The organism is Vibrio sp. R-1 (genome assembly GCF_035615595.1).
In the GTDB taxonomy this organism is placed as follows: domain Bacteria; phylum Pseudomonadota; class Gammaproteobacteria; order Enterobacterales; family Vibrionaceae; genus Vibrio; species Vibrio cholerae.
Genome location: NZ_WPDC01000084.1, coordinates 1 through 13,924, shown reverse-complemented (window position 1 = coordinate 13,924; position 13,924 = coordinate 1). Strand labels below are relative to the sequence as shown.

Below are 13,924 nucleotides of genomic sequence, written 5' to 3'. Positions count from 1 at the left end.
TCCTGAGCTTCCTGATTTTTTAAAGACTCAACCATTATTTGATGGAAGTCTATCACTTCAGCTTTATTCTCATATAGAGAGTGTTCTAAGATCCCTTTAGATAAATAGTGCCTTGAAAATAAGTAAATAAAGCTTTCTTGCTCTGTTGCTGGTTTGTCTACACTACGAAATAGCGTTTTTGCTTCTTTTCTGTCAATTACAAAACTATGGCAAGGATAGCCGCTAACTAACTTATCCAATGCTTCCGGAGATACCAGATTATTTGCTACCAGATTAAGTCTGTTAGCATAGTCTTTTGCTATCTGAAGCGCTCTGTTGTGTTCTCCGAGTTTGATAGGATCAACTTGGGCTGAAATCGGACTAATCAAAGCTTTTGTTAAATTTGCTGCTATCTCAGCTGACAGCTTTGTTCCGATACCACTGCCGTAGCGGATATCTGTAACGAAATGTCTAAAAGAATCAAGGGTTGCTACTTGAAGTTCTGTGACTGTTTTAAATATATTTAATGTCGATGTTTGTTCACCCATTTCATCTGGTTTTCTGAATTGTATGTCGAGTGGTCCTAGCTCTCCTAAGTCTCCAACGATAAGTCTCTTTGCTGCTAACGCAACAAGTGTTCCAGCACTTTTACAAATATCTGGAATGAGAATTGATGTTTCATCATAGTAGTGATTTATAGCTCTTCCGATCCGATAACCATAGTCTGGATTCCCACCCGGCGTTGTTAATACTAAGATTAGATTATCGCCTTTTTCACAGTTTAGAATCTTCTGTTCAATTATTTGCGTTAGCTTGATATAACCATCTCTAGATATGGGACCTACATAACTAATGACATCTGTCTTTGCTTGACTACATTTTTGGAAGTCAGTGCTCTCTTGCCCTTCGGTTTCAAAGGGAATTTGAGACGTATTAAGTGGTTTAGCAGTAGATTCTAGTTGCTGTTTTAGATTTGGATTGGTGTTTCGATCGACATCTTGTTTTTCACTACTCACAGTGAGCCCTCATCTTAGAATTATCCCAATATTGCTTGCCAAAAGTGTTCAAAGGAGTAAAATGCGCCCGCAAGTTGATACACTCTGCTGCATATAATGCCATATGCATTTTAAGTCATAAAGTTTGATCTTGGTCCGTTACTTTTTCTGGCAATTTCTCACAATTCAAGTGATTATTAGTCTAAGCTTGTTAAGGAAAACAGGCGTAACGGCCATATGAACGGATACTTGGAGAGCGCGTATGTTTGATATTCTTGGTAAAATTTTTCTTAATTCAGATGCTCGTGAATTAAGTAAAGAGCTATCTAATGCAAATGTAAAAGGTGCTGAAGTTGTTGGTCGAGGTACTATCGTAATTGATGGTAATGTAATAGCTTCATCTGAAGAATTTAGAGCATTACAAAAACAAGCTCGTCAAATGGTTCAGTCTCAGCACCAAGTGAATCAGAGTGCATAAAAACGAATAGTGCTATATCATAAGACCCATTCTTTAATCTCATGGGTCTTTTATGTTTGCACTTTTGATCCTTCCTATTCTTATTAGTGGTTTTATTGTTTTATCAATAGGCCCCAAAGAACGTCTTCGTTTACATAGATATGATGGTCAACTGCTTTATCTAAAGGCAGCTAAAATAGGTCTCCGCTACTTTTTAGTCGTATCTTTACTTGTGTACATTTTTAAAGATGTTAAATTTTCCTTTGAATTACAGATCGCGCTTTTTGGCTCTTCCCCGCTATTTACACTGGATGAAGTAGATTTTCCTCTAGTAACTTACGTGTCTAAGGTTATTGCTGAGTCTCAAAATAAGAAAGTGGTTGATAGTGATACTCTCCAGTTCACTTGGCTTTTGACGTTGTCATTCCTAACAGTTTTGTTTTCATACGCATGTCAGTACGTAAAAATATTTTTTGTTTGGATTAAGAATATAATCGCTAATAGAAGTTGGCGCATCTTTAATGACATTGAAAGAATCTCAATGTTAAAGAAGATTCTTCAAGATAGTCCAATTGATTATATGTTCTACGAATCGTTTCGTTATCGAAAGGCTATCCTTGTAACCTTAAAAAGTAGGAAGGTCTATGTCGGTATTGTAAATAAACTTGCAGAACCGAACGAATCTCGTGGGCCTAACCAAGAGATCTCTTTAGTAACTGCGATTTCCGGTTATAGGCACAAAGACTCTTTAGAGGTGAAATTTACCAACAATTATGAGCAAACAAATTCAGCTGAAGGTCAGATTCCCCCCGACGCGATACAAATTCTAAGGCTTGAACAAATAGATAGTGTGTGTTGGTACAATGTCTCAACGTTTGCAAGTGTGAACGGAAATATGTCTAAAGAAGATGAAGGTACGAGAGATGTATTGGATTGTGAATCCTGTAAATCGCACGTTAAAATTAAATTTGGTTCGTTTCGTTTGATTAAGCACTAAGGAAGTAGCGAATAAGTCATGCATCACAAAACGAAAAAATATTAACGCATTGATATATAATGATTTAATGTTAAGTTATGGATGTGTCGGGGGACTTATTCGCATCTTCCCTAATTAAAGACGTTCCTAAGAACGTCTTTATTGTTAGTAATGAATATATCAACGCATCGTGTACATATACTCTTTATATTCCACTCTGGAACTTTTCTGGAAACCTTTGCTTGGCGACGCCGCGGGACGCTTTTCCAGAAAATATAAAAAGTTGCACTTTTTTTACGAAAATTGAAGTCTGGAAAATCGATTTTCCAGACTTTGTTAGTATCAAACAAACTGTTGTAAAAACTCTTCAAGTGCTTTACCAGGGTGATCAATTTCTGAATTAATCATATTGATCCCCCATTGCTCGAGAACTGCTTCCTGCACAGGGTTTGGACGTGGGGAAAACACATAAGACTTAGGCTGAGCTCCTCCACAGTAATTACCTTTCCACAGTTTTGATAATTTATAGAATAGAAGCCTTATGTTGATATCAGATAGACTATAACCAATGAAAAGAACAGTTTTTCCAAGCACATCAGCTCTAAGTTTTAGATCTAAAGGCGATTCGAATTCTAGTCGCTCAAAGTAACTTGATTCATCAAGGACTATTGACGCATCATCATCAAAATCTCCGTGAAATTTAATGACTTGTGTTTGGTCTTTTCTTATCTCAGTCATATCAGATACAGACGCAATTTTTATAAATTCTTTACCGTAATGTTTTAGCGATTTCTCAATCCATCGGTCGTAGTTTGTCGTATAGATAAGAGGAAAATTTGCTTTAGCAATGTATTCATGAACTTTGGAGTTTTCTAGCTTCACATCTCCCGAGTGCCACTGGGTGTCCATCCAGCTACGCAAGGGGCCTATTCTTCCTTTTTCGATTCGATAATACTCGGCTAGCGCAAGATCATTTCCAAATGTTTTATATATGTCAGGATCATAGCCTAGTTCTACGGAGATATGGTTGATGAGCTCAGACCAAGAAGGAAGACCAAGGTTCATTGATACTCCCGCACCAACGAATAAAATTACGTTCCCCTTTTTGTAGGCAGACAATAGCTGTTCCATTAATCTTTTCCTTTTTTCAAAAACTCTTTGAACTTGTCAAAAGCTAACTTTCTCATTGAAATTTCATTTTTTTTGTCACCCATCTCTGAAAACGTTAAGCTTTCTCCATCTGGGATGAAAATGCAGTCCCATTGAAAGCTACGATCTCCCTTAGGTTCAGGGGCTATTATTCCTCTTATCTCACCCTTAAAGGTATGTATTTTCATTGAATCACAGTAACCAATAATTGTTTTTGCGATAACTTTAGTATTGTCCCCAGTACCAAATAAAGTAGAAAACTTATCAGCTTCAAGCTTATCCCAGAAAATCTGGGTTAAGCCGCCAGGAAACTCGTTTAAATTGTCAATGTATAAGCCAGTATGCTCCACGAAAACTGGGCGCCCTACAATTTTAAATGCCTTTAGTAGTTTGTCCTTAACTAGAAGGTCAACGTCATCGGTTTGGATTTCATTTATAGAGTGTTTCGCTGCCACTACATCTACACCGATGCCTTCCAAAAGTTTGTTTACTTCGTCGACTTTATGGTCGTTCTTTGTAATGAATCTGAGTTTCATTCGATTCCCTTAATGAAAGAGTATTTTTTTTGAGTCGAGAGCATATTTTGAATTAGAAGAACATTATTGGTTTCTTTGTAAAGTTCAAAGTAGTCATCGCTGAGAGTAGAACCGTGTATAGAGGGGTTGTCTGAACAGACAACGAAAGGTACTTCGTACTTAACCATTTCTGTAACAGGATGAGATTCATTCTCTGCTACAGCATTTGTTAGACGATTGCTTACAGGGCACACCTCAATGCAAATGTCTTTGTTCTTAGCTAACTCAATCAGCCTTGGATCTTTAACTATTGCTGTTCCATGGCCAATTCTATCGGCAGAGTAGTTAATAATGGCATCTTCAATATTCTGGGGATTCCCTGTTTCGCCTGCATGGATTGTAATAGACAGCCCTTCTTCATCTTTAGCTGTTCTAAATAAGTGCGCTGTCTCTGGAGGAGGTGAGATATCCTCATTACCAGCTAGGTCCAATCCAATGACTGACTGAGGGCGGCCAAGTGATTTATAGGCATCTACTAATGCTCGTAAGTGTTCTGGAGCGTATTCCCCACGCGTGATAGTTAGAAGTAGGCCTGCTTTTATGTTGTAACGACACGAGTACTCTTCTATGTCTTGTAGGAGCCATTCCAATGCTTCTTGTACTGTAATATTGTTTAGGAGTGATATGTATATGACGCTGTTGCGTAGTTCTACGAATTCAACATTATCACTTTTGAGTTCGAAGAATGCACTATCTACAATTTTAGATAAATCTGCTCTACTTTGTGGTACTAACCTGAGTGCTTGCCAAGGTTTTAAGTATTCAGACAAAGAGCGCGCTGGAGTACGCCTTGTTAAGTCTTGGTATAAGTCGAAATCAGATGGAAGCTCATTACTACTTGTTTGTAAAAGTGATCTTATCAGATGAGTATTTGCTAATCCGTTCAAGTGTACATGTAGTTCACCTTTAGGCATCGTTTTAATTTCTTTGAATTCCATTAAAAGCCTCGAGCGGTAGCTGGAAGAGAGAGTTAGAGAAACGTGTCTACTATATTGTTTGAGTTGTAATTTATTGATTAGTATAAATAAATATCCAATCGACTTGAGGTGCTGTAAAGTTGTGGCACTATTTACTTCAAAATTTAGTCAATAAAAAATCCGGCATTAAATAACCGGATTATTCTAAACAAGGAATGTTATAGCTCTAATACCTCTGGCTGGCGCGTTTGAGAGCTTTGGCTTGGCGTTGGTTGGTCTGATTTCACTCTTAATTGTGTGCCAGATTGTTCTTGTTTCCAAGTCGGCCATGATTCTACTCGACTCTTAGATTTCTGAAGATGTGCAACTAAGGTACTATTTTGTCTCATTGTATTTACTCCGGTAATCACTCACTGCAGATGCTGCGGCCGTTTCTCTTTCTATGTAAGAAGTAGATAGCATTTGCATTCGTAAAACTGCTTCGCTTTCTTTCCATTTCACAGCATTTCCGTCAGAGTCTTTTCTTTTTATAGGGTAACCAGCCCCTAGGTTTGTAGAGAAAAGGTCATAAAATGATCTAGGACCAACTCCGACAAAGGGTTCGAATCGTACACTCTTTCCATCATTTGATTCTAGTGTTATTGAGTCAGAATGAAAGTCTAAAGCTTTACTTTTTGGGTATGGCTCAACATAAACAACCCTTTTGATTCCGGAGGCAACAATGTGTTTTGCGCAGTTGTGGCAAGGGAAAGTAGTACAATAGAGATCTGCATCCTTTGTACTTATATCACTTCTTGCACAAGCTAATATAGCTTCCATTTCAGCATGAACTACACGGCCATACTCTGTAATATCTTTTATCCTTGATGAGTTAAGTAACTTTCTTAGCGGTTCTTTTAGTTCATCGTCAGGTAAGGTTTCGAGAATTTCATTTATAATTATCTTCTTTTCACGAGCGTTTGAATCATATCCTCTTACCCAGTCTCGTCCATCTTCTTTATCAACTATTTTTTCGCCTTTAGAATCGTAGTCTGGCCAGTACAAGCCACCTCCGGCTTGAGGAATATCATTGGCTCCAGTTGCGATTATGTTCTTGTTTTTGGTCATAACAGCTCCAACTTGACGAGAAAGGTCTGCAGACCTTAAAGATGAAGAAAAAGCCATGAACATAGCAAACTCGTCAAATGTTGGAGTTACAAAAGGTTTGCCGAACATAAGATCAAGTGTTCTCCAAATGTCATACTGAGCCTTATGTCTATTGGAGCCATAATCAATGAAAAAGTCTGATAGATGATAAGTGTCTCTTGTGTGTTGACCGTGCTTGTCTGATTCATCAGCATCCCTCTTAATTAGAAGGTTTGCTTCATTTTCAGACATACCTTTGTTTGCGATCAAGAAGTCACGTCGGCTAATTTCACTTGAGTGAATACCTATCAAATAAAAACCTCTAGAATAGATTGTACGTAGTTTCTGTACTTCTTCGGGATGTTTTAGAGAGCTTATAATAAATGCTTTGCGCCTTAATGGTTCTAGGTCATTACTTGTAGAACACCTCTCTCTTATACAGTTAATTTGTGATGCGGCCGCGAGAGCAAGAATTGAGTTATCTCCACTCTTTTTACGAATAATATTACCAGCAGACATCAAAGCATCGGCTTTTTGATAGTTACTTAATTCATCAGGTATTTCTTCAAACAAACAGATAATATCTCGTGATATACGAATTTCTTCACAAGAATAATTAAACGCCTCAAGACGATCTGTAATTATCTTTTTTATTTCAGATAGTTCTGTACCCACAGCTCCTACCAACCCAATGACTATCTCCGAGTCTAAATAATTCCCGTTAAGATGTTCTTCATGGAGAACAATTTCATCCATTTCTTTAGTTACCATAGAATAGACATATTAATATTGAACTTGTTGGATATGTTATCAGCTACATACGGATATTGCTTGTCTCATACAAAAATGTGAGATGTAGGTAGCAAGAAGTTTTACTGGAAAGCTAGGGAGTTAACTTTTCTTGATTGCTATTTTTAATGACTCTAAAAGAGTTTTCTTTTCTTGATCTGGAAGTTTACTAATCAAAATGGCTAATTCGGCTGAAATCTCATCCTCACAGAAAAAGTAACTCAAAGGTACGCCTAACTCGTCTGCTAGTAACTTCAATGTCTGGACGTCAGGAGTATGCTTCCCTTTTTCGTATTGATTCATTCTTGGACTTGCAGAGCTTTCATCCATACCTATTCTCACACCTAAGGCTTTCTGAGAGAGTTTTGCTTTTTTACGCGCTTCTTTGAGGCGTAATGGGATTGGGTTTTGGAATGACACTTATGGCTCATATCTTAAAGCTCTACTTAACTAAGATTTTCTTAGTTTTACCGATTTCTGTATACTAAGCAATTCTTAGTTATTTGATTGGTATAAGTAGTACATGAAACGTTCTATAAAAATCAGTGCAGTAATGCACAAGTTATTGATTGAAAAAAGAATGGATGGTTTTTCTGTGATGGAAGCTAGGGACGCTTCATTGAACATTGGAGATGGCATGCCAAATCTTGATGAAGCTCGGAAGAAGGTTTACCGTCAAATATGGCAATATCAACAGAGGGGTTGGCTTCGAACCGAAGGTGAAGGACGAAATAGAAGGTACTTTCAAACCAAACAATTTCGAGATCTTGAAGTGGCACCCAGAAGAAAAACTTCGATAGAAGAGTCTGGATCGAATTACTCAGTGTTATTTCGAGAAAGTAACGAATACAAAAATGAATTGGAAATCGTGATTGGTGAAATTGATGAATACCAATCATTAAGACACCGCTTTCCTGAACTTGAGAGCCGATTATCCTCATTATTACAGCAAGCAAAAGAACGTTCAGCTAACCTACTTGGAAAGGTGAAGGGATTAGAGAATGTCCTTAAAACTCTCTCAGATGACAACTTTCCATGCTAAGACATTGGTAGATAGGATGTTCTGAAAAAAACGTTACAGAACTTTAGATCAAATCAATCGTTACTTATCGTCATGGAGGGCTATTAGCCGAAATAGAGCGCTATCGTCAAAGCGATGTTCAATAGATTTGTAGAGATTATTAGCTAAGGGGCTGATATACCTTGCTTTCAAGATTGTAGTTACATGAGTTCAGTTAAAATTGAACTCTATTTTAGGCAAGTGCTTGGGCGGATACTTAGAATCAATTTATCGGTAAACCAAGAAGCGTGGTTATTCACCTTTGCAGAATAAAACCATATTGAGGTTTCTAGCAGGCCTATCTGGATCATATATGTTTGTAAAGCATCAAGTACATTAGAATTTGATTTAGAAGATCAATGTGCTTCCTTTAATGAAAAGGATCTTTTCTAAAGAAATCAAGAGGACTCAATATTGATGTGGGGTAGTACGGATAAAACTAAGCCTCACTCAAATTCATCCATTGATATACGTGATGAGTTACAATTGGGATTTTTAAAGCTTCGCATAATTTCACCTTTCCTGACCGCACCTTAGTCAAAAATGATTTTATCCTTTAGTAAACAATAACTAACTAGGGCCGATTAAAGTTAAGACCTTGCTTTTTAAGTGCCTATATGTCGAAATGCAATCAAAGATCAAGTAATTTTTATTTTTACAGTATATATATCAGTTGGTTATGAGGTTGAGTTTTTTGGAGTACTTGTAGTCAAAGAGGTTATAGGTCAGCAGCTACTAACAGGTGATGGTGTTAAAGTGAGTTATCCACAGGTAGTATGTTATATGCAACTTGAAATGCCTTCCTAGAAGCACTATCTTGTGATCTGCACTGTGAGTGACACAATATATAGTGTTTATCTGTGGAGTAAAGATTAACAGTTCTCTGATAAAGAAAACCCCCAACGATTGTCAGGGGCTCACTTAAAGACAATCATCACCAACTAGGATGGATGTTCATCTAAACGTCGAACCCTTAGCTTAGCATCCATCCTGGTGAACATGAAATAGCTATCACCAATTTTTGGAGGCCCAGTTATGCCTAAAAATACCAAACAGACTTCAAGTGATGTGGCTTCACTTGCTTCTCAAACACTAAAGAACCCAAATGCTTCATCGATCGCAAAAGCGTTTGCTGGTTCGGCCTTATCACAAACTTCAACCTCCAGACAGACTAGCGCTGAAATGGAAAGTAGAGCCTCCAAGGCACTACAGAGTGCTAAATACAGTGACGAAACGAAAACTCTCGCAGCTTCAGTTTTAGCTCAATCGAATAAAGCTCGGTAGGAAGCAACATGTCAAATCCACAGAGAAATGAACGCCTAGAAAAGCAAGTTCGAATTCTTAGTTTGAATGGCGGTGGTGCAAGAGGCTTGTTTACTATCAGCTTGTTAGCTGAAATTGAGCGAATCATCGAAGAAAAACAAGGTATTAACGGTTTTAAAATTGGAGATTATTTTGACCTGATTACAGGTACTTCTATTGGTGGAATTCTGGCTTTGGGTTTGGCTTATGGTAAGAGCGCCAGAGAACTGGAAGATGTATTTAGAAAACAAGCAGGGCATATTTTTCCTGAGCAGAAATACCCACGATTTTTCCCAGTTTTTCGCAGATGGTATCGGCTGGCCAGAGGTCCACTTTATGACAGTAAGCCATTGGCTACAACGATAGCCAGTATGGTCGGTCAAGACAGCACTTTTAATGATCTTAAGTGTCGAGTTCTCATTCCTACAGTTAATCTTTCTACAGGTAAACCTCAGTTTTTCAAAACTCCCCACAACCCCGAATTTAACAGGGATGGTCGCCTCAAGTTAATTGATGCCGCTTTGGCTACTTCAGCAGCACCCACATATTTTGCTCCTCACTATTGTGAAGATTTGGATGCCTATTTTGCTGATGGAGGCTTGGTTGCTAACAATCCGAGTTTTATTGGCTTACATGAAGTTTTTCGTGATATGACGACAGATTTTCCTGAAACAAAGGTTAGTGATGTCAGGATACTCAACGTAGGTACCTTGGGGGAGGAGTATAGTCTCAGCCCTTCTAGTTTGGCAGGTAAAAGCGGTTATCTAGGATTATGGGGAATGGGAGAGCGGTTAGTTCTCAGTACCATGACGGCAAACCAGCAACTTCACAGAGCAATGTTGTTAAGAGAGTTAGCGACACATGAGGCCGCAGGCAATCTCGTGTACCTGGATGACACAATACCTCATGAAGCTGCAGGTGACATTACGTTAGATAACGCTTCTGCAAGCTCGCTCAGTAATTTAGCTAGCCGCGGTAGGCAGTTAGCTACTGAAGAGTTCACTAAAAACAAAGCATTGGCAGATTTTTTCAAAGTACCTGCCCGCAAATTTAAGTAAATCTTAGAGGAGAGTGAGAATGACTTGGAACTTTCACCAGTACTACACAAACCGAAATGATGGCTTGATGGGCAAGCTAGTTCTTACAGACGAGGAGAAGAACAATCTAAAGGCATTGCGTAAGATCATCCGCTTAAGAACACGAGATGTATTTGAAGAAGCTAAGGGTATTGCCAAGGCTGTGAAAAAAAGTGCTCTTACGTTTGAAATTATTCAGGAAAAGGTGTCAACGACCCAAATTAAGCACCTTTCTGACAACGAACAACGAGAAGTGGCTAAGCTTATTTACGAGATGGATGATGATGCTCGTGATGAGTTTTTGGGATTGACACCTCGCTTTTGGACTCAGGGAAGCTTTCAGTATGACACGCTGAATCGCCCGTTTCACCCTGGTCAAGAAATGGATATTGATGATGGAACCTATATGCCAATGCCTATTTTTGAGTCAGAGCCTAAGATTGGTCATTCTTTACTAATTCTTCTTGTTGATGCATCACTGAAGTCACTTGTAGCTGAAAATCATGGCTGGAAATTTGAAGCTAAGCAGACTTGTGGGAGGATTAAGATTGAGGCAGAGAAAACACATATTGATGTACCAATGTATGCAATCCCTAAAGATGAGTTCCAGAAAAAGCAAATAGCTTTAGAAGCAAATAGATCATTTGTTAAAGGTGCCATTTTTGAATCATATGTTGCAGATTCAATTACTGACGATAGTGAAACTTATGAATTAGATTCAGAAAACGTAAACCTTGCTCTTCGTGAAGGTGATCGGAAATGGATCAATAGCGACCCCAAAATAGTTGAAGATTGGTTCAACGATAGTTGTATACGTATTGGTAAACATCTTCGTAAGGTTTGTCGCTTTATGAAAGCGTGGAGAGATGCGCAGTGGGATGTTGGAGGTCCGTCATCGATTAGTCTTATGGCTGCAACGGTAAACATTCTTGATAGCGTTGCTCATGATGCTAGTGATCTCGGAGAAACAATGAAGATAATTGCTAAGCATTTACCTGGTGAGTTTGCTAGGGGAGTAGAGAGCCCTGACAGTACCGATGAAAAGCCACTCTTCCCACCCTCTTATAAGCATGGCCCTCGGGAGATGGACATTATGAGCAAACTAGAGCGTTTGCCAGAGATTCTGTCATCTGCTGAGTCAGCTGACTCTAAGTCAGAGGCCTTGAAAAAGATTAATATGGCGTTTGGGAATCGTGTTACTAATAGCGAGCTTATTGTTTTGGCAAAGGCTTTACCGGCTTTCGCTCAAGAACCTAGTTCAGCCTCGAAACCTGAAAAAATCAGCAGCACAATGGTAAGTGGCTGAAAGTGAAGCAGGAATTACATCATACATTACTGGGATGCGGATTTCGTTATACGCCCGCTAAACAAATGCCTAAAGGCATTCTGTTGGATACAAAAAGCCGACGCAAAGGCTACTACGTAAAAGAGTACTCGACTAAAGGTGGGGTATTTGTAATTGCTTTGGTTATGTGGAATGACCCGCACATACAGTTACCCTTTGCGTATATTCTGCAGCAACCTGAACAGTATAAAGGTCGACTACTGCCTCACATTAATTTCGGGTTTTGCCTGTGCTATGTTGCTCAAATGGAGGCTGATTGGAACTCCAATGATCTAAAGTCAACTTATCAAGATGTGGATGAGCAAATACAGCTAACCTTGGATAACTCTGTCGCATCTGTCGAGAGTGGAACGTCAAATGATGTTGAGCTTGAAGGAGAGTTTAGTGCTTATTGGCAATCAGAAGAAGAGCTCTACCTGTTAGCTAAGCCATCGAGAAAAGCTCAGTTAAAGGCTCATCTAGTAGAAGCTGAGCTAAGTAGTGGCTCTATCCGGAGAGAGTACGTAGCTGCTTGCTCTGAGCAAAGTGAAGAGTTAGTAAAATGGTTGAACCAAAGAAAGTTCGATGAAAGCTCCCTGCAAGAAGTGTCAATTACAACACATTGTATATCAGTAAAGCCGAACCGTTTGGCAGGTGTAAACTGGCCTCCATCTTGCCTTCGTGAGGTGTTAAGTTGGTTGAAGCTCGTTGATTGCTCTGCGCATGCTCGGACGGTTACTCTCTTGATGGCCAAGAGGACAAAACGTCACATATTGTTGTTTGATGTGGAGGGGCAAGATGAATTGGCCGTTTACTTGGAGCTGAATTTAGATGTTATTGGTAAGCGGTACTTTGGTAGGAATGCCGCTAGAAAGCGGAACATAAATAATGAAGCGGCATTATTAGGTGGCAAGTTTGTGAGTGCCAACTTTAAGCGGCTAGGTGTGACCAGAGCTGATCGAGACACTCTACTAAGTCGTAATCAATCGCGACCAGACGTTGGAAATTTAAGTCAGAAGCGTATTGCTCTTATTGGATGCGGGACTATAGGTGGATATTTGGCAGAACTGCTGCTGCGTAGTGGTGCTGGCTGCGGAGAAAATTACTTCCACCTTTATGATAATGATTCTTTCAAACCACACAATTTTGCTCGGCATTCTCTGACAGCTCATAACTTTGGTCTAGCGAAATCTATAGCTTTAGCCAATAGCCTGAAGGAAGCCGTCCATATCGCTCAGAGTATTAAAGGAATTGACAGACAGTTCCCTATCCAGGCAGATGTTCTATCGAAATATGACATTGTTATTGATGCAACAGGTCGCCCACCTGTTTCCAAACGTCTTGCAGCAGTGGCTAGGACTCTAATTGCAGATATTAGGCCTGTTCTTATTCATGCATTTAATGATGGTAATGGACGGGCTTCAAAGGTTTTGGTTGATGATGGTCGCTGCTGTTATGGTTGTATGATGGCTGATCCAGCAGTTTATCGAAACAATATAGATCTTCGTTTTGAGGGCATTGATCTGGCAAAAGAGAAGCACATAAGTTGTGGGAGTACATATACACCATATGATGCTGCAGTAAGCCATATAACGGCGGCTTTAGCTCAGGAGGCCGTCTTGAATACGCTAGAGCATACACTTCCCTGGAACTATAGTGAGCATATGTTAGATGGTTCTCGTTCGAAAAAGCCGAGAACTCTAAAGCGCTTCTCAGGATGTAATATTTGTGATGAGTGATGTCGAACTTGTTTTCAAAGATGAGAGTGATTGCCTTGTTGTCATTATGGGACATGTAGTAACGCGGTTACTGTCTTATCGTCAGCTCCATCATCTTACTCCTGAGTCTGCTGGTGTCCTTATAGGAGAGCGTAGAGGACAACATTTGGTTGTTTGCGATATCTCTGAACCTGGGTCTGGCGACATTCGTCAGAGGTGCAGAGTTGATCGTCGAGGAGTTCACCATCAGTCACGAGTGAATGAGGCCTTTGAAAGATCTGCTGGTACTCATCTGTACCTTGGGGAGTGGCACACACACCCGGAAGATAGACCATTCCCCTCCGCGACAGATAGACATTCTTGGAGAAGAAATATTGTCTCCGACGAGTCTATGCTCTTACTGATAGTTGGCCGCAAGGACTTTTGGCTTGGTAAGAAAGAAAGAGAGTTAATTACTGTATTTAAGAAAATCGAATCTTAGG

The 13,924-nt window shown here is 39.4% G+C and carries 14 protein-coding genes and 1 pseudogene; 9 read left to right on the top strand and 6 right to left on the bottom strand.

Annotation, left to right across the window (positions count from 1 at the left end; all coding sequences use genetic code 11):
• On the bottom strand, positions 1-995 hold a 995-nt coding region (locus GOU96_RS14520; protein WP_324701988.1), incomplete at its 3' end, for an SDH family Clp fold serine proteinase.
• 241 nt (positions 996-1,236) lie between these two features.
• Here GOU96_RS14520 and GOU96_RS14515 point away from each other — a divergent pair.
• Both GOU96_RS14515 and GOU96_RS14510 read left to right on the top strand, forming a co-directional pair.
• Entirely contained in the window at positions 1,237-1,452 is a 216-nt protein-coding gene (locus tag GOU96_RS14515) for a hypothetical protein (RefSeq protein ID WP_076007471.1), read from the top strand.
• A gap of 52 nt (positions 1,453-1,504) precedes the next feature.
• A complete protein-coding gene (locus tag GOU96_RS14510) occupies positions 1,505-2,428 on the top strand; it encodes a hypothetical protein (RefSeq protein ID WP_267782910.1) in 924 nt (307 codons plus the stop codon).
• Positions 2,429-2,749: 321 nt separating this feature from the next.
• Here GOU96_RS14510 and GOU96_RS14505 read toward each other — a convergent pair whose 3' ends face one another.
• The 5 genes from GOU96_RS14505 to GOU96_RS14485 form a co-directional block, all read right to left on the bottom strand.
• Complete coding sequence (locus GOU96_RS14505; RefSeq protein ID WP_000436716.1) at positions 2,750-3,538, bottom strand: SIR2 family NAD-dependent protein deacylase; 789 nt, start codon at positions 3,536-3,538, stop codon at positions 2,750-2,752.
• Entirely contained in the window at positions 3,538-4,092 is a 555-nt protein-coding gene (locus tag GOU96_RS14500; RefSeq protein WP_267782907.1) for a non-canonical purine NTP pyrophosphatase, read from the bottom strand. The genes GOU96_RS14505 and GOU96_RS14500 overlap by 1 nt, the downstream gene beginning before the upstream one ends.
• The gene (locus GOU96_RS14495) at positions 4,089-5,069 is read right to left on the bottom strand and encodes an adenosine deaminase (protein ID WP_119783404.1); all 981 of its coding nucleotides are present in this window, start codon (positions 5,067-5,069) and stop codon (positions 4,089-4,091) included. The genes GOU96_RS14500 and GOU96_RS14495 overlap by 4 nt, the downstream gene beginning before the upstream one ends.
• Before the next feature lie 354 nt (positions 5,070-5,423).
• Positions 5,424-6,944, bottom strand: coding sequence for an anti-phage dCTP deaminase (locus GOU96_RS14490; RefSeq protein ID WP_267782904.1), 1,521 nt, complete (start codon positions 6,942-6,944; stop codon positions 5,424-5,426).
• 120 nt (positions 6,945-7,064) lie between these two features.
• Positions 7,065-7,382, bottom strand: coding sequence for a helix-turn-helix domain-containing protein (locus GOU96_RS14485; RefSeq protein WP_119783402.1), 318 nt, complete (start codon positions 7,380-7,382; stop codon positions 7,065-7,067).
• Positions 7,383-7,485: 103 nt separating this feature from the next.
• Between GOU96_RS14485 and GOU96_RS14480 the strand changes: the two genes are divergently transcribed.
• The 7 genes and pseudogenes from GOU96_RS14480 (at position 7,486) to GOU96_RS14455 (ending at position 13,923) form a co-directional block, all read left to right on the top strand.
• The gene (locus GOU96_RS14480; RefSeq protein ID WP_267782901.1) at positions 7,486-8,004 is read left to right on the top strand and encodes a hypothetical protein; all 519 of its coding nucleotides are present in this window, start codon (positions 7,486-7,488) and stop codon (positions 8,002-8,004) included.
• A gap of 56 nt (positions 8,005-8,060) precedes the next feature.
• Positions 8,061-8,292 (top strand): annotated as a pseudogene (locus tag GOU96_RS18630) (diguanylate cyclase); the annotation flags it as partial.
• 765 nt (positions 8,293-9,057) lie between these two features.
• Positions 9,058-9,306: a hypothetical protein gene (locus tag GOU96_RS14475; RefSeq protein WP_001125698.1), complete on the top strand. Its 249-nt coding sequence runs from the start codon at positions 9,058-9,060 to the stop codon at positions 9,304-9,306.
• A gap of 8 nt (positions 9,307-9,314) precedes the next feature.
• Positions 9,315-10,382 carry a CBASS cGAMP-activated phospholipase gene (locus GOU96_RS14470; RefSeq protein ID WP_000070373.1) on the top strand — a complete coding sequence of 356 codons (1,068 nt, stop codon included), beginning with the start codon at positions 9,315-9,317 and terminating at the stop codon, positions 10,380-10,382.
• Positions 10,383-10,395: 13 nt separating this feature from the next.
• Complete coding sequence (gene dncV / locus GOU96_RS14465) at positions 10,396-11,706, top strand: cyclic AMP-GMP synthase (protein ID WP_119783399.1); 1,311 nt, start codon at positions 10,396-10,398, stop codon at positions 11,704-11,706.
• 2 nt (positions 11,707-11,708) lie between these two features.
• Complete coding sequence (locus GOU96_RS14460; RefSeq protein WP_267782897.1) at positions 11,709-13,463, top strand: E2/UBC family protein; 1,755 nt, start codon at positions 11,709-11,711, stop codon at positions 13,461-13,463.
• Entirely contained in the window at positions 13,456-13,923 is a 468-nt protein-coding gene (locus GOU96_RS14455) for a Mov34/MPN/PAD-1 family protein (protein ID WP_001286069.1), read from the top strand. The genes GOU96_RS14460 and GOU96_RS14455 overlap by 8 nt, the downstream gene beginning before the upstream one ends.
• The last annotated feature ends 1 nt before the right edge of the window (position 13,924 follow it).